This window comes from Pseudoalteromonas sp. S16_S37, assembly GCF_014694405.1.
Classification (GTDB): Bacteria; Pseudomonadota; Gammaproteobacteria; order Enterobacterales; family Alteromonadaceae; genus Pseudoalteromonas.
In genome coordinates this window covers 12,766-32,211 of the sequence record NZ_JAAUWV010000052.1, presented here as the reverse complement: position 1 = coordinate 32,211, position 19,446 = coordinate 12,766, and the positions used below count along the sequence as shown (strand labels likewise).

Genomic DNA, 19,446 nt, shown 5'->3' with positions numbered 1-19,446 from the left:
TAATTGATTTAGCAGCTTGCTTGGCAAACGCTTCCAGTTCTTTTTTATTCATCATTGCCTATCCTAAACCCTTTATAGGGATTAATAATAGGCAGTTACACAGATTTAGTTACAGGGTCTTTTTGAAGCAAGAAAACCTTGTCGATAGCAAGGCAAAAATTTCGTTATTTAGTTGTTCTAAATGAGAAATTTTTAACGCAGCTGTCGTCAGGTTTAATCCTTCAAAAAGATTATGTGTTATTGCGGATTGGTATAAATCTAATGTATCCAAAGATCAACAGACCGAACATTACTACACTAGAAATAATCACAGCTGAAAAGATGATTGAAGGTCCAGAGTTAAAACTAAATATCTGAGCTAGTACAAGCAAGTTATTGGATGAAAGTTCCTAAAAAAACTAAGGCGCAACATTAGTCGCGCCTAGTTCTGACTACGTCCATGCTAGGTTATCCATCCCCTATGCGTGAAGCCACCATTTTCTTCATCCCCTGAACGGGTATACATCCAAGCCATACCCGAGCACCACTCCCTGCTTTCATCCTTTGTCACACCCTGTGACTATCCTCTCGCCTTTTTGGCCTCCACTTCACTCATCCTGAGCGCTCCTTAAGCAGCACATCCAGCGCTTGTCCTCTCATCCTTGTACATATCATCCTGATATGTTCCCATGTCCTATGGGTCCTGTTATCAATCCTTGCTCCTTTAGCTATCCTTACTATCTTAGCAATTATCCATTTGCATTATTTCCCAGTTACGAATCCTATCGCTTTGTCTTCCTGACATGATTAAGTTTACGCGCAATTTGCTTATCAAAAAGTGAATATAGTAAATTTACTAAATGAAATATTATTGAAAAAAACAACAAATAAATAAATATCAACAAGTTAACACATAAATTACAACCAATATCGGCACCATAAAACACCTTAACGTACAACTATGTAAGAAAAGTCTCACACCCTATTTTCCATTCTGTCTCATTGCCGTTTTTTAAATAGTAATTCGCCCGTTACTTTTTCAAAAGAGAGCGCCTTGATAGCCTCATAATCATGTGACAGGAAAAAATCTTTTTGAGATGTTTGCGTAACAAATACAGCCATACCGCTAATATCTGCGTTACTAGATATAAGATCATCTAATCCAGTTAGCAAATAATGACCTAACCCTTGTCCTTGAACATGAGGGTCTACTGCAATAAAAGCCAGAAAATAGTAATGACCATATTCGTCTAGCGCAGCGCGAATCGTGTTTTCCTTCTCGATAAGCTGCTGTGTTTGTAAGTACCCCGCACTGAGCATGAGCCTGAGCCGCCAGTGCCAATATCTAGACGCCTGTAGCTGAGTTTCTGACTCAAGCACACAAGCAACGGCATATAAATGTTGCTCATTAAACAGGCCTATCATTGGCTGTTGACCTTGACCAAAACTAGACAATTCTTCTCGAATAAACGCTCTTAACTTCGCTTCATAGCTACTATTATCATTAGCAGCTAACACACTGCGTAGAACGTCATCATCATGGTAGGCTTGGTACAGCAAACTGGCTGCAACCGACATATCTTCTGGTGACAGGTATCTTACTGACAGATCTTGTTTTTCTAGAATATGCATAATGTCCCCTTATGTTGTTGTTATTAGGGCAAACTGATTGTTGATAGGTGCACTCTCTACTATAGTTACAGAGTGTTTTTTAGGCAACTTAAGGAATTAACTATGGATACTAGCAAGCACAACCTCGCAAATTTGTTTGCTCAACTGGGGCTTGAGAATTCACCCGAGCACATTGCTCAATTTATTAAAAAGCATCGCATCGCTGACGATATGCTACTCAGCGAAGCACCTTTTTGGAATGAAGGCCAGCGCCATTTTATTGAAGAATCATTACGTGAAGACGCTGACTGGTGCGAGCTCATCGACGAACTCGATGTCATGCTACGCTAAGATTTTAAGCTATGCTATGATGCGCTTTATTTATGTGGAGTAAAGCGCATGCATCCCGCAGTGCAAAAAGCCATTGCTGAGTTGGTCAATAGTGGCAAAACCCCAAGTGTCGCTTTAACAAAGGCGCGTTTGAGTGAACCCGTACCCATGCCGCTTATTATTGCAGGGCTCAGTGCCTTTAAAAATAACCCAGCAATCATCGAGCAGCCATTAACATTAAAGTCAGAGCAAGATAATAGGCCTCAGCAAAGTCAACTTGATAGAATTGAGCAAAAACTTGATCGCCTACTAACCCTATTAGAGAAAAGATAATATGTTTGTTGTTGACTTAACTTTTGACTGTTATCAAGACACAACTTTGGATATGGCTGAAGTAGCAATCAACCGTGTGGTAAATGCCTTGCGATTTAACGGTCAGATAATCGGGGATGAATTTCCTACGGTACTCAAAGATGGCTATTTTATAACTCGAGTTATGTGCCCACTAGAAGATGCACTTCACCCACTGAACCATAGCCCATTTGTGAAGCATGCGATTGAAGGGTTACAAAAGGCAGGATTGCTCGCGCCAAAGGTAAAAGTAATAGGCCAAGACATTCATGCTAACGGCGCAGACAAATGCGACGCACCTTCAAGTTATATTCTATATACCACGTATGTGCACACATGCAGCCCTCTTTATTGTGGCGATGACTTTTTACCTGTGCCTTTATACAAAATCCCAGCCATTGCCAATGGGGACTATAAGGCACTGATTAAGTGGCAAGAGGACTGGCAGGCATGTGACCAAATCCAGATCAACGGTGCAACACGATGTGAATTTGCGGCGCTTGAGGAAATATCGAGCACTACAAGCGACCTGTTTCGTCGAGGTATGGACTTGTCTAAACGCATTCGATTTTTAACGCAAAAGCCGGTTTTTTACTATTTATATCGTGTGGGCGGTGAAAGCTTGGAGTCCGAAAAGCAAAGAAAATGCCCAAGCTGTAATGGCGATTGGGCGCTGGATGAGCCATGGTTTGGTATTTTTGACTTTCGCTGTGACAACTGCGAATTGGTATCCAATATCTCTTGGGACTTTCAATAACTGTCTCGTTAACAGGCCACTTGCTGTAAAAATGCCTCTAAATTAGGCGCTAGTACATGGTGTGGTGGCTTTCCAACATATTCGAGACATACCTCACCGGTATTTAGCATCACCGTTAACAACAAGTCATCTTGCTCTGTTAAGCCGATAAAAACTGATTCTTGCTGCTTTAACTTACGCTTCATTAATACATGGCCCGTAATATTTTGCTGCAACCGAACATAATCATCTTGGTTCCACGCTTGTAATAACTCAATCTGGTGACCTTCAACATGTCCAATGATATTTCCTGCATAAAAGGTGCTGTAATACGCATCGAGCGCTTCAGGAAAGCTACACTCAAGTGCCTTAGCCAAAGCTTGCAAATTATTTTCTGTTGGCTGAGATACTGCTTGCCATTGGACTTGCTCTTCATCAAGAGGGGCGCCTACTTCACATGGGCTTGGCCACTGAGGGTCGTAATACATGCAGGGTAACGTTTGATGTGCTTGCTGGTATTTCGTTGCGTAGTTTTCATGTAATTGAGATAAAATCTGCTCTATTGGCATACTGCTAACCGTCATATGATCCGTTATAATGTCGCCATTGTAACCACAAATGGTGAAACATGACAGATTACACAAATGCGCCCGAGCTAAAAGCCTCAGTACTTGGAAAAACCACGCAATACGCATCACAATATGATGCATCTTTATTGCACCCAATTGCACGCAAGCTTAATCGAGACCAAATAGCGGTCGATGAATCTGCGCTACCTTTCATGGGTGAAGATATTTGGACTGGCTACGAACTCTCTTGGCTAAATGATAAAGGCAAACCTCAGGTTGCTGTGGCTTGCTTCGTATTTCCTTGCCAAAGTTCTCATATTATCGAGTCTAAATCGTTCAAGTTGTATCTCAATAGCTTTAATCAAAGCCAATTTGAAAGTGCCAAAGTGGTGCAGCAAATACTGCAAAAAGATTTATCTGAAGCTGCCAATACACAAGTAAGCGTCACGTTGTATAAGCCCAATGACTTTGCTTGTTTGCCGTTTACCGACATGCCAGGTCAGTGTATCGATGAGTTAGATATTGAGGTTAACATATATAGCCCACAAGCAAATATCTTGAAAAGCACAGGCCGAGGAACTGTCAGCGAAACGCTGCATAGCCATTTGCTCAAATCAAACTGTTTGATCACATCGCAACCAGATTGGGCGAGTATCGTTATCTCTTATACTGGTCAGCAAATGTGTCAGGAGTCTTTGCTGCGCTATCTGATTTCATTTCGCAGCCACAATGAGTTCCACGAGCAATGTGTGGAGCGCATCTACTGTGAGTTGATGAACACATTTAACTTCGACCAACTAGAAGTGTATGCTCGCTATACTCGACGCGGCGGGTTAGATATCAACCCATACCGCTCAAGTTATCAAGACAAAACGCCTTACGCAATCCGTACTAATCGACAGTAAATGTTTTTACAGGTACTTGGATTGCACACACATCAGCATAATTAGGCTTGGCCACAAACCAAGCCTCAGGTCTATTTTTTCGAGAGGCTACTAGCTCCTTGAAAGATGGATGCGCAGTATCTAGTACTTTAAAACGCTGCTTATCTTGTTTAGAAATATCCGCAAGCACACTTATAGACTCAATTGGGTTAAAAGGAGCGGTTCCATTTGCTTGTCGTTTTAGTCTTTGGATATGTTCCATGCCTGATAGTACACGTCCAAATACCGTGGCATTTTTATCAAGATACCTTTGAGGTGTAAGTGTGATGTAAAAATCTGTTCCACCAGAGTCAAGCTCATTATCTCGAGACATCCCCATCGCGCCAGTACAATGTACTTGCCACGTTTGCTTGCCATCCACACTTTGCCCCACAGCAAACCCGTTGATAAACCCTGTACGTGGTGCATAACCATCATTGGTGTCGACAGTCGTGATGGTGACAGGCGAATCACTTTGCAACATGAGTTCAGCTTTTAGATGCCGCTTGCCATATTTAATAGGCTTATTACCACTTTGGTCGCCGCCTTGTGCAACAAACCCTTCCTCAAAACGATAAAAACTTAAACCATCATAAAACTTATCTCGTGCAAGCAGTTTTATGTTATTCACATGTCGAGGTGCTAGCAGAGGATTAAGTTCAACGTAGGTTGCCCCTGTTGGCAGTTGTATTTTTATCACATTATTATTATCAACAACTCGCCAAGCCTCCTCTGGGGCTTGAGCTATCACCTCGTGTGGGGCTTTAAGTGGTTTTGCTAATACATTACTAGCACATACTACGATAACACTGGCAAACAAAAGCTGACATGATTTCATCCGTTTTTCCTTAATATTGTTTTGAGTGATCAGACTACTGACTATCGGGATCCCAATCAAACTTGTACAGTAAATCAATGCTATCGTACAAACCACTGGTTGCTTCAACATAAAGTTTAGAGAACACGCGGTAACGCACTGCAACCTCGCTTAAGGAGTCAAAAACCCCCACTCGATAACTCACTTGAACATTGGGCGTTAAATACCCAGACACTTCAACCTTTGTTGACTCACCGCTCCCTCTGGCACCAAGCGATACATCTTTAAAGCCTAATTTTTCACCCGTTTTAGAAACTAAGCCTTCACTGCGGTTTAACCCCTGCGACAATAGTAGCTGAGTGAGTATAGTACTATTTGAGTTTTCCCCTTCACCTAACGGTTCACCATTAAGTAAATAAGCAAGCGCTTGCGATTGGTCCATAGCAGGTTGTGAATAAATAGAAAAACGCGGCGCTGAAATACTGCCCGACAACTCAATTCCGGCCTCTACATCATTGGCGGTAACTTCGGGGTTGCGAATAGCTCTGACGTTCAAATACGGCCTATCTAGTGCGCCGTTAAAGCCAATTAACCCCGTTTTAATCAACAAATCTTGACCAAAAGCCCGATAACGTCCTTCTTGTAATGACAGCTCTCCACTTGCCAACAAAGGACTTGCAGGCAGTTTGGTTACATCTAATTGACCCGCTATGTAGCTGTCTAAACCAAAAGCTTTGACTCTGAAGTCGTCACCTACAGACACGTCTAGGTCAATATCATATGCGATGGGTGAGCGGCTCTGTTGCCTATATTTTTCATCTACAATTATCTGATCTTCAGATACCTGCACCACACCTACCGGCATTTCCTCAACTTCAACTCGTCCAAAAGGTATTTGCAAGCGACCCGTTAAAGACGCCTTTTTTTGGCGATATTCTAGTTTTAGATCTGGAGAAATAGACACTTCGACATTAGGCTGTGGTGAAATTAAAAAGTCATGTCCTTTAGCCAATACACTTGCTGTTGGCATGCCATCCCAAGAAAGCTTCCCATCTACAGACAAAGAACCACCTTGTTGCGCTTGCAAATTACCAAGTATCTCGGCCTGTTTATCATTAAGAGTGATATCCAATGAAGATGATACGAGCGCTACAGGTGAAATTACACTGCTCAAGGCCATATCTCGCAGGTTGATTTGTCCATACATTTTAGGGCTACGTAAGTCACCCACTAAGTTCACTTGACCACTGATATCACCAGAAAGCGCTATGGCTTGTTTTAAACTCTTACTTAAAACGGCAGACAATGGAGACAAAGACATATGGACAATCTCTATTGAGGCGTTGGGCTGACTTATATCGGTTAACGGCATTTCTAGTAACCCTTTGAGCCGCCCTAACATCGAAGAATTAACCTGCCAATCTATGCTTGCAAGCTCTCTGCTGCTGGTAAGTTTGGTGCTCACGTTTTCAATAGGCAAGACATGCGTTTGTTCGCCTTCAGTCGTTGTCACTTTAACCTGCTGTAGTTGTAACAGCCCATCAGCATGATTCAGCTGACCAGTTTCCCATTCGAAAGACAACGCGCCTGTTGCAAAGCCTTGCAACTTTGTGACACCTCCTAGCCATGGATTAAAATCTTCTAGCAGTAATTGGCTTATCTCAACATCGCTCTTTCCCTTACTCGTATTCAGGTCCTGGCGAGCAGATATACATGCTTTACTGCCTTGAAACTTCCAGCACTGCTTATCAAGTTGAGCACTCGCTTGCGACACGCTGATGTTTGCAGGTTCAAGCAGCGTAATCGGGTGATTTAGATAGCTGAGGGTCGCCTCAGATAATTGCCCTTGCCATTGCTGAGTAGTCCATACGCCCTGTGCAACTATGTCAGTTGCAACGTCTCCTTTTGAGGCAACTTGCAAAGTATGTTGTGATAAATCACCTTGTAACAAGATATCTGCATCCATAATGTCCAGCTTGCCAAGCTGAATTTTAAGAGCCTTCAAACTCGCGTTTGTTTCCCAATTAAGCGCACTATCTGAGGTCAAGTCAAAAAGTGCATCTTTGAGAAAAAGACTGCCATATTTCAAATGACTAACACGGGTTGTTACGGCTATTTTTGGTGTTTGATGTGCACCAGATATCGCAATATCACCATGCATTGCAATATCGACTGGTAACAAGGCATCTGCGGCGTGTTCTAACTTTAGCTGACCATTTAGACTCAATTGCTTTCCTAACTCGCCAGACATCGCTATTTTATTGGCGCCATAATCTAAATTGAGCCGCGATAACTCACCTTTAAGATCTTGATTAAGTTTTAGTTTTGCATCTGCATGCAAAGGCTTGCCAAATAACTGCCCATTCAATTCTAAATGCCCAACATTAGCCTGCCAAAGCTCACCATTGAGTGCAAAATTAGCGGCAATTTTTGCATCCAGTCCTGCGTTTTCATAATCAGCTGATAGTAACGTTAAAGGTATTTTGTTAATTTGCACATCAACATCACCACTTAGTCCATTTTCCCAACCTAATTGAGCAAAAAGATTTGCTTGCGAATCGCGCCACCTAAACTGTGAATTGTCAATTGCAATACCAATAAGGGAGCCTTGTAATTTGCTAGTTATTGCAAATGGTGAGTCAGGTGCAGTGGTACCCACTAAGCTCATTTGTATCGCATAGTTGTTCAAAGTGCCCTCAGCATTAAGTGCTACGCTATCAGTGACTAAAGATTCAAACGGCGTGTGAAACAAGTTTTCAAATTTTAGTTGTTGAGCATCAAACTGAACCCGAAAAGGCCAGTTATCTTTTGTTAAGTTAAAGGTACCTTCGAAGTTGCTTTTATATTCACCCGTACTTTTTAACGCAACTTGCAGTTGAGACAATGGTCCCACCGCGTCAAATGTAAGCTGATTACTCGCAGCCTCTAACGTATTACTGATATGCACCTGCCATACATCCGACCACGCGATAGAACCTTGAGAGTTTAGCGAAACTTCTGGTATCTCAGTCTTTAAAATGGCCTTGTTGGGCACTGTGGAAGTCGCTAATCGCCATGTGGCTTTTTTACTGTTCATCCGAGCTTGTACTGAGATATCGTCTAGCACCGTAGTTTGGCTACCTTGCGCTACTGTAAATTTTTTAACAAATAGGTCATTCGCAACGATATCAAGTGGTATAGCCGGCGCCTCTAATACAACCGCAGGTACAGAGGTAATTAATACAGCTTGTTGTTTGGGTTGCTCTGGTAGCGACAACTTACCCGTGTTTAGTGTTAGGTTATCAATCGTGAGGTGCGTTTCACGCCAATTAAGTGAGCTTTGCAGCTGAGATAACGATACCTGCTGGGTATCTATTGTTGCGTCAATTTGTTCAACAAAAAGGCTATTAAGCCCTATATAAAAGGGGGCTTTAAGCATAGTTCCTTGCTGCTCCACATCCTTCTCTGCTGGCTCAGAGTTTGCCACTGTGCTCATTTTTGCGTATAGCTTTTTAGCTGAAATATCTAAGCAGACAGTGGCACAACTAAACCAGTTTAATGATACCCTTAACTCTTTAGCCGAAAATAATAACTGCTTATCTTGATACTCAAGCTCTATGGGGGTACCTGATAATAAGCGGCCCTCCCCCAGTTTTACATTGAGACCTGTTATACTTTCATTTGCTATAAAAACAATAAGTTGATGACCTGGCGCAGTTGCTAATATGCAAAAAGCCACCACAAAAATAGCCAAAACACTTGTCAGTACTTTTTTTAAACGCTTGCTCAACAACATCAAATTTCGGGCCCTATCACTATACTTAAACGAGTGCTTTTACTGTCTTTACTCACTCCCCATGCATGATCTAAACGAATGGGACCTACGGGTGTTAAATATCGAAAGCCAAATCCAGCCCCCACCGACCACTTTTCAGAAAAATCATTGGTAGCGGTACCCGCATCAACAAATAGCGCTGCGCGCCAACTGGGAAGAAACTGATAATTGTATTCCAAAGAGCCCGTTACTAGATATTTACCACCAATATCTTTGCTTCCTTCTTTAGGACCGACTGAATGATATGAAAACCCTCTAATACTCTGGTCGCCACCTGCAAAAAATCGCATATTAAAAGGCACCGAATGAATATCATCGACCACAATTGCGCCTAAATTGATCCGATTAATAACAAAATGCTTATGCTCATAATTACGTAGCCACGCATTATTCCAACGGGCCTTGACAAGTGAGGTCGAAGAGATCAAAGAGTCACTCGCAACCTCCAAAGAAATAAGACGTTCATTCGCCCAATATGGCGTCGCACCACCTTTACTTTGCTTTTTGGCATAACTGATACCAGGAAGAAGCATCTCTGATTTAAAAACATCCCCTTCTTGCTCCGTTGTTTCATGCTCTCTTTTTATAAAAGCCGTACGGATCCAGTAGTCATCCGTTAGCCATTGCCTTTGTAATTGAACATTCCATATTCTGCTCTCGATCCCTTGTTGCAAATCATCATTAACTTGCAATCCCCCGAGCACTCTCCAAACATCGTTATTCGGGTCGGCAACTGGAATTGTGTAACTACCGGTAACATCTTGTCGGCGCTCAGACAAAGACACATTTCCTTCAAAAAAATGTCCGTCATCGGTAACCCAAGGTCTGCTCCATTTTAGACGCCCTTTTACACCCAAATCCGTACTGTAGCCACCACCGACTTCAAAACTATTAGCAGGCTTATCTACAACATCCACTTTAATTGGTAATAAACCGTTTTTTCTGTCTTTGAGTAAGGGATAGACTTTAGCCGAGCTAAAGTAGGGAGTCGCATTCAACGCTAGGGTGTAGTCAGACAGTAACGCGCTGTCGAACGAAGAGTTAAATTCAAACGTAGATAATGACTGGATATACTCACTTGCTTGAGTGCTTTTACTAACACTTAGTTTGCCAAAGCGATAACGGAGCCCAGAGTCCAATTGCCAAACGGCTTTAGCTATACGCTCTCGTTTATTGATCAAAAGCTCACTTTTAATCCATTTAAAATCAAAATATCCTCGTTCCAACAATAAGCTTTCAACCGCCGATTTAGCTTGTTTATAAATGTCATGACGCACAACTTTGTTGGTTTTGATTGGCAATTTAGCCAACAACGCTACTAAAGCTTTATCATCTTTGGCTTCTGAGGTGATTTCAACGCGAATGTCACGCCAATAAAGAGGCTCATTTAGCTCAATGTGAATGTTCAAGGTTTCATCGCTTGGCTTGCTCGTTATCACTATTTGGCTGTGATAATAGCCCATAGCTTGTAGAGCTTGTTCAATTGATAAGTGGATACTTTCCTGCTGCTGTTGATCGTAAGGTTGATTGAGGTAACCTTGAATGAATCCCTCTACGTTGCTTTTTATCTCACCATCTACACCAGATAGGCTAAAATGTTGCATCGACCATGGCGTTTGTGCATTCACATTTGCGGTAAACGCCAATACATTGGTCAGCAATATTAACAAAACAACCCTTAACACGCGTTACTCATTCCTACAATTGTCTCAAGTGGTTGATATTATCATATCCAAACCCAACGCCCTATGAACATTACATATGCAATTAGTGACTAATTTTCTCTTTAGCTCTTTTTATTTGGGTCTTAATAGCCGACAATAACGCTAATTGATTTACTTGGATTTAACTATGCAATTCCCTGACGACGATAATGGTCAGCTTCTTAAAGAAATGGCAGAAGCAGGTATTGACCTGACGCAATTACATTCAGTCGACTTTTTCATTTTATTTGAGCAAAAGCCTCAAGCAGAGTCTTTTATTAAAGCCATCTCAGAGGATGAACTTGCGCCACTGACACAATTGCAACAATGCAAAGATACGGGTGTTTGGGAAGTAATCACATCTGTAAAAATGGTGCCCGACCATCAATTACTAGGGCAAACTGAACAGTATTTAGAAAGCATCGCGAATGGTCACGAAGGTTATGGCGATGGCTGGGGAATATTGGCTCAAGAGTAACAAAAGCCATTTAGGGCCCAATGTAGGGCCCTAGGATTTATCTGCTATTCGATACTGCCCTTGATAATCAAATATCTTGTCACTGACTTGCCAACCATACTTTTTATGTTGCTTGGCAATTACAAAATCAGGTGCTGACAATACACTCTGCAGCTCAACAACTTGCTCTGAACTATTCCAATGTATTTGAGCGTTTTTCTGCTTTGTCCTTTTGCTGTAGTAAGAGTTAAACACATGACGACTTTTACTGTTAGAGAAGTCGTATATTTCATCACAACTTGCGCCATCTTCATCGAAATAAGTGACTTTAATGCGCTGCTCTGGCAGCAAAGTAACGCTCAGGCCACTACATCTTAAGACCATGGCATTTTTAAGGTTTAACGCAGCGCGTAATTTATCATCTGGGTCAACCAAAGTGGTGTGACACTGCCAACATTGTCTTGCCGCGATATCATTTTCGCTGCCACAAGCTTCACATTCTTTAAAGCGAAAACGATAGTCACATTGCTGTTGCGCTGAGCCCTCTCCCAATAAACCTTTACAACGTCGGCCATAGTGTTCAATCACTTGACCCTGCTCATTTGTTTTGCCCCAAAAAATATTTGCAAAGCCACAACCAGGGCACAGCACTTGGACAGGCTCAGTGTCTGGGTTAGGTTGCTTACTGCCAACCTCTGGATGAAATAAATTAAAATTGTTACCTGCGTAATCTAATATCAAACAGTCCGTTTTGTGTTCCGATAAGCGCAAACCTCGCCCAACAATTTGTTGATATAAGCTCACTGATTCAGTCGGCCTTAAAATAGCTATAACATCAACATGGGGCGCATCAAAGCCAGTTGTTAATACTGATACATTTACCAAATATTTTAACTTTTTATTTTTAAATTCATTAATAATATTATCTCTATGTATATTTTTAGTATCACCAATAATCAATTGTGATTCATCTTTTGGCAAATAACTCAATACTTCTTTTGCATGCTCAACTGTTGCAGCAAAAATCATAATACCTTGGCGGTTTTTGCTTTGTTCAATAATATGAGAAACAATACTAAAGGTTGCTCTTGTTTGAGACTGCAATAGAGTATTCATATCTTTTTGCGAATAAACACCAAACTGATCGGTTTGCAGTTGTGAAAAATCATAGTGAGCTACGGCTGGATCGATTTCTTTGGGTGGTGTTAAATACTTATTTTTGATCATATACCGCAGAGGAAGCTCATATATACACCTCTTAAATGGGCTAGTTTTAGTGCCTCTTACAAAACCATGGTAATGATGATGATATATCCATCCCATACCTAACCGATATGGCGTAGCAGTTAACCCTAATACTTTTAAATTAGGATTGTTCACTTTTAATGTATTGATTACCTTTTCATACTGGCTTTGAGGCTCGCCACTGACCCTATGGCATTCGTCAATTATAACTAAAGAGTAAAACTCATTGAGCTTTTCTAAATTGCGAACAACAGATTGAACACTCGCAAATGTTACTTGCTCTGAAAAAGATTTTTGCTTTAACCCGGCTGAAAATATACTCGCAGTAAGGCCAAAGCTGGTATATTTTTGAGCATTTTGCTCAACCAATTCTTTTACATGGGCAAGTACAAGTATTTTGTGTCGAGCAAGACGAGCTAACTCAGCGATAACAAGGCTTTTTCCCGCCCCTGTAGGTAGCACAATTACAGCAGGGTCATTACAGCGCTTAAAGTGAGTGATGGTATTATCGACGGCTTCTTGCTGATATGGTCTGAGTGTATAGATATGCACCTCTAACTGATGAGATACGGTTAATGAATTATACACATAATAAATAACGTAGCGAGACAAAAGGCTCTAAACAGAGCCTTTTATGAAATATTAAGCAAATATTTTAAACAATTAAATTTTGTAATCGTCTAAATTTACGCCAGAAAACGCTTTTGGCGTTTTACCACGACCCGTCCATTCAAATATTTGGCCGTCTTTTTCAATTCTGTATTTAGGTTTTACTTTTGCACGCTTATCAACCGGAGCGCCAGACACTAAGTCGTCAAGAGTTAAACCTTTTTCCTTGATCAGTGCTAATACTTCCTCTTTTACTTGCTGCTGTTCACGCTGAGACTCTATTGCTTCATTAATTAATTCAGCAGCTTTCTCTAACTCACTAAAACTCGCAGATTTGATAAAAGACCTAATTTCACGCATTGATAGTACTCTTATATTATTTGGACTAAATACCTAAAAAAGGTATGTCTACATCAGATATAAATAAATTAACTTTGTATATTCCGATTACTATATTTTTACATATAAATATAATAAAGCAAATAATATAAGTGATTTTTGGCGGGTATTTGGTTAAGAGGATAAAATAGGAGCAACTAAGGGTCGCTCCTCAGGTAAAATTAGCTTTTATATAGCCACAACGTTTTCAGCTTCAGGTCCTTTTTTACCCTGCTTGATGTCAAACGATACAGCTTGCCCATCAGTCAATGTGCGGAAACCTTCACCTGAGATCGCACTAAAGTGTACGAATACATCAGGACCATTCTCTTGTTCAATAAAGCCAAAGCCTTTTGATTCGTTAAAAAACTTTACTTTACCTGTTTTAGAATTAGACATACCTATTATTCCTGTAAGTCAGATCAATTTAACACTTGCCTAAATGGCTACCTCCCTGAGCTTACGCCGCAACCTTTCGGAATAATAAATACAGCAAAAAAACACCTAGTGCTCATTAACGCGCTCAATAATATCAACCGCCAGCCAATGAAGCTTCCTTACCGCAACTCTTACATCCATAGAACAGCAAAAACTCAAAGCCCTTTAAGCCTAACATATAAAATCACAAACGGTACAAATCTTGGGCAAATTTCATAATAAAATAATGCTTTTTTAAGCATAAAAAAACGCGCAATAGCGCGTTTTAATTTCATTTATTGAATTAATAAACGTTACTCAACAACTGTCCACTCGATTTCTGCACCCGCTTTAATCGGCACAACATGGTTATCACCCAAAGGATAACTCGGCGGTACTATCCAACTTTGTCGTTTTAAAGTAATCGTATCCGTATTTCTGGGTAAGCCATAAAAGTCAGGTCCAAAATGACTGGCAAACCCTTCTAGTTTATCTAAGGCATTTGCTTCTTCAAATGCTTCTGCATAAAGCTCAAGCGCAGCGTGTGCGGTATAGGCACCCGCACAACCACATGCAGCTTCTTTTTTGTCTTTTGCATGAGGTGCAGAATCAGTACCTAAGAAAAACTTTTTACTTCCACTGGTTGCCGCGCAAATCAAAGCCTGTTGATGGATATTACGCTTAAGGATTGGCAAGCAATAATAATGAGGACGTATACCACCGGCTAACATATGATTACGATTATAAAGCAAATGATGTGCGGTAATGGTCGCGGCAACATTATCTGACGCGCTATTTACAAACTCCACTGCATCTTTAGTTGTGATGTGCTCAAGGACAATTTTTAACCCAGGAAATGACTCAACTATTTTTACTAACTTGGTCTCTATAAACACTTTCTCTCTATCGAATATATCAATAGCCGAGTCGGTTACTTCACCGTGTACAAGCAACAACATGCCTACTTCCTGCATAGCTTCCAAAGCAGGAAAGATATTTTCAATATCGGTTACTCCTGAATCTGAGTTAGTTGTTGCTCCAGCAGGGTACAGCTTTGCAGCGACAATATGCCCACTGGCTTTAGCTTTTTTAATTTCTTCAGGCGTTGTTTTATCGGTAAGGTAAAGCACCATCAAAGGTTCAAAACTTCCTTGCGACCTAGCAGCCAAAATACGTTCACGGTACGCAAGTGCGGTATCTGTGCAAGTAGCAGGGGGAACAAGGTTTGGCATAATGATAGCGCGCCCCATGTAGCGACTTATGTCTCTAACTGTGTCTTTTAATTGCACGCCATCGCGCAAATGTACATGCCAGTCATCAGGGCGAGTGATAGTGAGGGATTCTACTTTACTAGTCATTGCTTTTTTCCACGGCTGAATTTGCCCGATCATAGGCAGTTAGCCAAAGAGAGTAAAGTATTTGAGCCAATCTAAAGTACAAAATTAGCCCTTTATGATTATGTGTGTTTAAAATGCTTTTTTTTTCGCAATAATGTGTCGTTTATCTTGCAAGTAAGTTAAATTGTCCCTAATTCTATCGGTGAGCGATGTAAATGCTTTCAAATAACAAATTAGAATCAAAAACAGAGCAGCTTAGCATCATTAATCAATTCTCTTCTTCTTTGTTGCAGATCACGCAACTGGATGAGCTATTTGATTATGTGACTTCTCAAGTGGTTAGTCGCTTAGGGTTTGTAGATTGTGTTATCTACCTTACTGATGAAAAAGGAAAGTTTTTAGAAGAAGTAGCAAGCATGGGGGTCGCAAATCAAAGTGCTGATTACAAAGTGGCACAAACAAAGATCCCCATCCAACAAGGTATCACCGGTCATGTAGCACGAACTAGACGAGCGTTTGTATCTAGCGATGTGTCTGTAGAGCCGATGTATATCGCAGACAGTCGACCTGCCCTGTCTGAGATCTGTGTGCCATTAGTTTATGAAAATAAGCTACTGGGCGTTATTGATTGTGAACATCCTCAAAGAGATTATTTTACCGAAGGCCACCTGCAAATACTCTCGACTGTAGCTCATTTGTTAAGCGCCAAAATTAATCAGGTCAACACGCTCAACAACCTTAAAACCACGATAGAGCAGTTGAATCAAGCGCAGCAGCTCGAACAATGTTTACTGAAAATTGCCAATATCACTTATCGTTCGCTCGATTTAGAGGCGTTTTACGATGAGTTATACCAAATAATTAATAGCCAATTACCTGCCGAGAACTTTTTTATCGGTCTCTATGATCGCTATAGTGACATCCTTGAAATAGATTATCTCATTGAAAATAAAGTAAAATGCAATGCCCACCAGCGTGTATCAAAGTCTCAAATAAAACACACCGCTTCTTACTTTACGCTCACATCTGGCAGACCTTTGCTGTGTAACAGTAGAGAGTTTGAACACCATATAGAATTAGGTCATTTTAAAATGGTTGGCCAATCGCCTAAATCTTGGTTAGGTGTCCCCTTTGCTGTAAATGAGCAATACCAAGGGGTAATAGTTATTCAAAGCTACACCCAAGATAAAGCTTTCAATCACCACCATTTGTCTATTTTGACCTATATTAGTCGTCAAGTTAGTATGGCCATTGACCGCCAATTGTCGCGCCAAGCACTTGAACACAGGGCTTTGCATGATGAGCTAACAGGGCTTGCAAACCGCTACTTATTATTAGAGAGAATAAAGCACGCAATATTGTCATTAGAGCGAGTTGAAGACGATAACCTCCACTGTTTACTGTATTTAGATTTTGATAGGTTTAAGAGCATTAATGATGCGCTGGGCCATGATGTTGGCGATCGTTTTTTAGTCGCTATTGTTGATTTAATAAAAGACTGTATCCGCCGCACTGATACTTTTGCACGTCTCGGCGGTGACGAATTTGCGATTTTCATTGAAAATGTCAAAGACAAAGAACAAGTTGCATTGGCACTTGAGAGAATTAACGAGGCAATTGCCAAACCGCTGTTAATCGAAGGTCATAGATTACAAGCATCTAGCAGTATCGGCGTTGCATTTACCGACAGTGCCACTGATAATGCCATAACGCTTTTACAACAGGCTGATGCAGCCATGTATGAAGCTAAGTCTCGTGGCCGTGGGCAGGTATGTTATTTTAATAATGCGATGCGTAAAAAGTTGAAACGCCAAGCTGATATTGAAAACGATTTGCAACATGGTATCCGAAATAATGAGTTTGAGCTGTATTTTCAGCCTATCTTTGCATTGAATGACCCGCATGTTGTGAGTTTTGAAGCTCTCGTTAGATGGCATCATCCAAATAATGGCTTAGTGCCACCAAATGACTTTATTCCTATCGCAGAGCAAACAGGTCAAATTATCGATTTAGATTTACACTTACTGCGTTTGGCCGCAAAACAACTTCAAGCTTGGCGCCAATCTGGGCAACCTATGACGCGGATCACTGTTAATGTGTCATCTAGACATTTTGCGAGCCTAGATTTTGTCACCTATATGCAGCAGATTTATATAGATTACCAATTGCCAAACGGCGCGCTTTGTTTAGAGATCACAGAGTCAGGTTTGATTGAAAATCTAAAGTTAGCCACCCAAATTATTCGCGGCTTAGAACCTCTTGGTGTAAAACTTTACCTCGACGACTTCGGTACAGGTTACTCAGCTCTTGGCTACTTGCATCAACTCCCTATTCACGTTTTAAAACTGGATAAAAGCTTTGTAGATAAATTGACTCATAAAGAAAACCCATTAATTGATGCAATATTATCTTTAGCACGTTCATTAGATTTAAAAGTGGTTGCCGAGGGAATAGAAAACCCTAAACAATGGGCATTACTTAAACGTAAAGGCTGCCAATTTGGACAAGGATTTATGGTTTCAAAACCACTACCAGCGGATCAAGCGATGCAGTTTTTGATTAGTAATACTGAAATGATGTTATCTATTTAGCCAAATTCGGCTAAGCGAGAAGTAACGGTATTTTCATAGCTATTGCTCAGAGTTTAAGTCATTTAAAAGCCCATCAAGTAGTATTTAGGCATAAACTTATCTGCCTAGTAGCTTTTCTATGGTTTTATGCTCATTCACAACTGATACGCTTTCACCTAATAAGATGTCTAGAAACTTAGCTCTTCTTATCTCGCCAACGCGAGTAATATTTAACGTAATTACCGAACGCCAAGTTCTTATGTAGAAAATAAGGGAACAACATGCCGTTTAGGTTCTTCTGCAACAACTATCGCTATTGCTAATTTCAAAGTACAGATTTGCTCTATTGAGCAAACGCCTAAGTTACTAGCATGTAGCAATTGGATTGGTATTCAAACAATCTAAACTCAAAAAAAGTACCGCGTGAGTCAGATTGATATAAATGAAACCCCAACAAAGTAAGATGAATAAAATTAATTTGTTTTTTTTGTAAAAAACTTAAATAAAGAATGACAACGCTGTCAAAAATAGTGTTATAGTGATTTTATTAAAAACTAATCATCGATTGCTGGTTTTATAGACGTCTAGACGTTACTATTAGGTAATGACTGAGGTTCAGGGAAAGCAATCTGAGTTTAACTCACACTAATAATGAGATTTATTAAAGATGATCGACATAAAGCACCTGAAAACCATCGCAACCCTTAAAGACACTGGTTCACTCGTCAATACGGCCCGTGAGTTGTTCTTGACGCAATCAGCTTTGTCTCATCAAATTAAAGACTTAGAAAATAAACTTGATTGCCAATTGTTTGAAAGAAAAACTCAGCCAGTGCGCTTCACGCCACAAGGGATGCTTTTGCTAGAACTTGCTAATGATATTTTGCCTCGCGTCGAAGCAACAAAATGTAGGCTAAAGGAAAGCCTAAATCAGCCAATCTCACACTTGAAACTAAGTGTTGAGTGCCACGCTTGCTTCCACTGGTTATTGCCAACAATAAAAGAATTTAATAACTTTTGGCCAGATATAAAAGTTGATTACGAACGCGGCTTTAGCTACGACGCAATTCCTGAGCTTCTTGATGATGACCTAGACCTAGTATTGACATCTGACATCCGTGAGCAAGACAAACTTGAATATGCACACCTTTTTGATTTCAAACTAAAGCTGATTGTCTCACCTGATCATGAGCTGGCTAAGAAAGCTTATGTTACAGCACTTGATCTTAAAGACGAGACCATCATTTCATATCCCATCCCTAGAGAACGACAGGATATTTTTAAGCACTTCATTCAAAATGCACGCTTTGATGGTACCTTGAAAACAGTTGACCAAGGCCTTTTGATTTTTCAGCTTGTTAGCGCAGGAATGGGCGTAGCAGCACTCCCGGACTGGTTAGTTACACCATACGAAAGCCAAGGATTAATCAAATCTATTCCTTTAGGTGCGCTAGGCTTAAATCGACCGATGTACTTAGCGATGAAAAAAACGATGAAAGACAACCCCGTTTATAGACATTTTCTAAATACATGTAAGCAGAACAATAACCGTTAAGCTGTTCTTTTAATATCGTTTTAACTACACTAGAACCCAATCTAA

The 19,446-nt window shown here is 40.6% G+C and carries 17 protein-coding genes; 8 read left to right on the top strand and 9 right to left on the bottom strand.

All coding sequences use genetic code 11. The annotated features are described in order from the left end of the window. Positions 1 to 185, top strand: a 185-nt coding sequence (locus HC733_RS23230) for a hypothetical protein (RefSeq protein WP_238937602.1), incomplete at its 5' end; no start/stop codon positions are given. A 793-nt stretch (positions 186 to 978) separates the two neighbouring features. Here the strand turns inward: HC733_RS23230 and HC733_RS17875 are convergent. Beyond that, entirely contained in the window at positions 979 to 1,611 is a 633-nt protein-coding gene (locus tag HC733_RS17875; protein ID WP_190366365.1) for a GNAT family N-acetyltransferase, read from the bottom strand. Positions 1,612 to 1,713: 102 nt separating this feature from the next. On the opposite strand from HC733_RS17875, the gene HC733_RS17870 reads away from it, so the two are divergent. The 3 genes from HC733_RS17870 to HC733_RS17860 are packed head-to-tail and all read left to right on the top strand — an operon-like array spanning position 1,714 to position 3,028. Continuing rightward, a complete protein-coding gene (locus HC733_RS17870) occupies positions 1,714 to 1,941 on the top strand; it encodes a DUF2789 domain-containing protein (protein WP_190366364.1) in 228 nt (75 codons plus the stop codon). A gap of 48 nt (positions 1,942 to 1,989) precedes the next feature. Next, entirely contained in the window at positions 1,990 to 2,253 is a 264-nt protein-coding gene (locus HC733_RS17865; RefSeq protein WP_190366363.1) for a hypothetical protein, read from the top strand. A 1-nt stretch (position 2,254) separates the two neighbouring features. Then, positions 2,255 to 3,028, top strand: a complete 774-nt coding sequence (locus HC733_RS17860) for a Zn-ribbon-containing protein (protein WP_190366362.1) — start codon at positions 2,255 to 2,257, stop codon at positions 3,026 to 3,028. Between the two features lie 8 nt (positions 3,029 to 3,036). Here HC733_RS17860 and syd read toward each other — a convergent pair whose 3' ends face one another. Continuing rightward, positions 3,037 to 3,576, bottom strand: coding sequence for a SecY-interacting protein (gene syd / locus HC733_RS17855; protein WP_190366368.1), 540 nt, complete (start codon positions 3,574 to 3,576; stop codon positions 3,037 to 3,039). 59 nt (positions 3,577 to 3,635) lie between these two features. Between syd and queF the strand changes: the two genes are divergently transcribed. After that, a complete protein-coding gene (gene queF, locus HC733_RS17850; RefSeq protein WP_190366361.1) occupies positions 3,636 to 4,481 on the top strand; it encodes an NADPH-dependent 7-cyano-7-deazaguanine reductase QueF in 846 nt (281 codons plus the stop codon). Here queF and HC733_RS17845 read toward each other — a convergent pair. Genes HC733_RS17845 through HC733_RS17835 form a run of 3 tightly spaced genes read right to left on the bottom strand, consistent with a single transcriptional unit; the run spans position 4,468 to position 10,815 of the window. Continuing rightward, positions 4,468 to 5,337 carry a peptidylprolyl isomerase gene (locus tag HC733_RS17845; protein ID WP_190366360.1) on the bottom strand — a complete coding sequence of 290 codons (870 nt, stop codon included), beginning with the start codon at positions 5,335 to 5,337 and terminating at the stop codon, positions 4,468 to 4,470. The genes queF and HC733_RS17845 overlap by 14 nt on opposite strands. A 34-nt stretch (positions 5,338 to 5,371) precedes the next feature. Next, positions 5,372 to 9,091 (bottom strand): translocation/assembly module TamB domain-containing protein, encoded by a 3,720-nt coding sequence (locus HC733_RS17840; RefSeq protein ID WP_238937605.1) that lies wholly within the window; start codon positions 9,089 to 9,091, stop codon positions 5,372 to 5,374. Next, positions 9,091 to 10,815, bottom strand: a complete 1,725-nt coding sequence (locus HC733_RS17835) for an autotransporter assembly complex protein TamA (protein ID WP_342366030.1) — start codon at positions 10,813 to 10,815, stop codon at positions 9,091 to 9,093. Before HC733_RS17835 ends, HC733_RS17840 begins: the two co-directional genes overlap by 1 nt. Before the next feature lie 166 nt (positions 10,816 to 10,981). Between HC733_RS17835 and HC733_RS17830 the strand changes: the two genes are divergently transcribed. Further along, positions 10,982 to 11,311: a ribonuclease E inhibitor RraB gene (locus HC733_RS17830; protein ID WP_190366358.1), complete on the top strand. Its 330-nt coding sequence runs from the start codon at positions 10,982 to 10,984 to the stop codon at positions 11,309 to 11,311. Between the two features lie 30 nt (positions 11,312 to 11,341). Here HC733_RS17830 and HC733_RS17825 read toward each other — a convergent pair whose 3' ends face one another. The 4 genes from HC733_RS17825 to pyrC form a co-directional block, all read right to left on the bottom strand. Then, positions 11,342 to 13,087, bottom strand: coding sequence for a DEAD/DEAH box helicase family protein (locus HC733_RS17825; protein ID WP_190366366.1), 1,746 nt, complete (start codon positions 13,085 to 13,087; stop codon positions 11,342 to 11,344). 111 nt (positions 13,088 to 13,198) lie between these two features. Continuing rightward, positions 13,199 to 13,504, bottom strand: coding sequence for an H-NS histone family protein (locus HC733_RS17820; RefSeq protein ID WP_190366357.1), 306 nt, complete (start codon positions 13,502 to 13,504; stop codon positions 13,199 to 13,201). Between the two features lie 207 nt (positions 13,505 to 13,711). Beyond that, positions 13,712 to 13,921 (bottom strand): cold-shock protein, encoded by a 210-nt coding sequence (locus tag HC733_RS17815; RefSeq protein WP_171625742.1) that lies wholly within the window; start codon positions 13,919 to 13,921, stop codon positions 13,712 to 13,714. A gap of 332 nt (positions 13,922 to 14,253) precedes the next feature. After that, positions 14,254 to 15,297 carry a dihydroorotase gene (pyrC, locus tag HC733_RS17810; RefSeq protein ID WP_190366356.1) on the bottom strand — a complete coding sequence of 348 codons (1,044 nt, stop codon included), beginning with the start codon at positions 15,295 to 15,297 and terminating at the stop codon, positions 14,254 to 14,256. Between the two features lie 194 nt (positions 15,298 to 15,491). Here pyrC and HC733_RS17805 point away from each other — a divergent pair, with 194 nt between their 5' ends. Further along, positions 15,492 to 17,867 (top strand): bifunctional diguanylate cyclase/phosphodiesterase, encoded by a 2,376-nt coding sequence (locus HC733_RS17805; protein WP_190366355.1) that lies wholly within the window; start codon positions 15,492 to 15,494, stop codon positions 17,865 to 17,867. Between the two features lie 646 nt (positions 17,868 to 18,513). Beyond that, complete coding sequence (locus tag HC733_RS17800) at positions 18,514 to 19,401, top strand: LysR substrate-binding domain-containing protein (protein WP_190366354.1); 888 nt, start codon at positions 18,514 to 18,516, stop codon at positions 19,399 to 19,401. Positions 19,402 to 19,446: the final 45 nt, after the last annotated feature.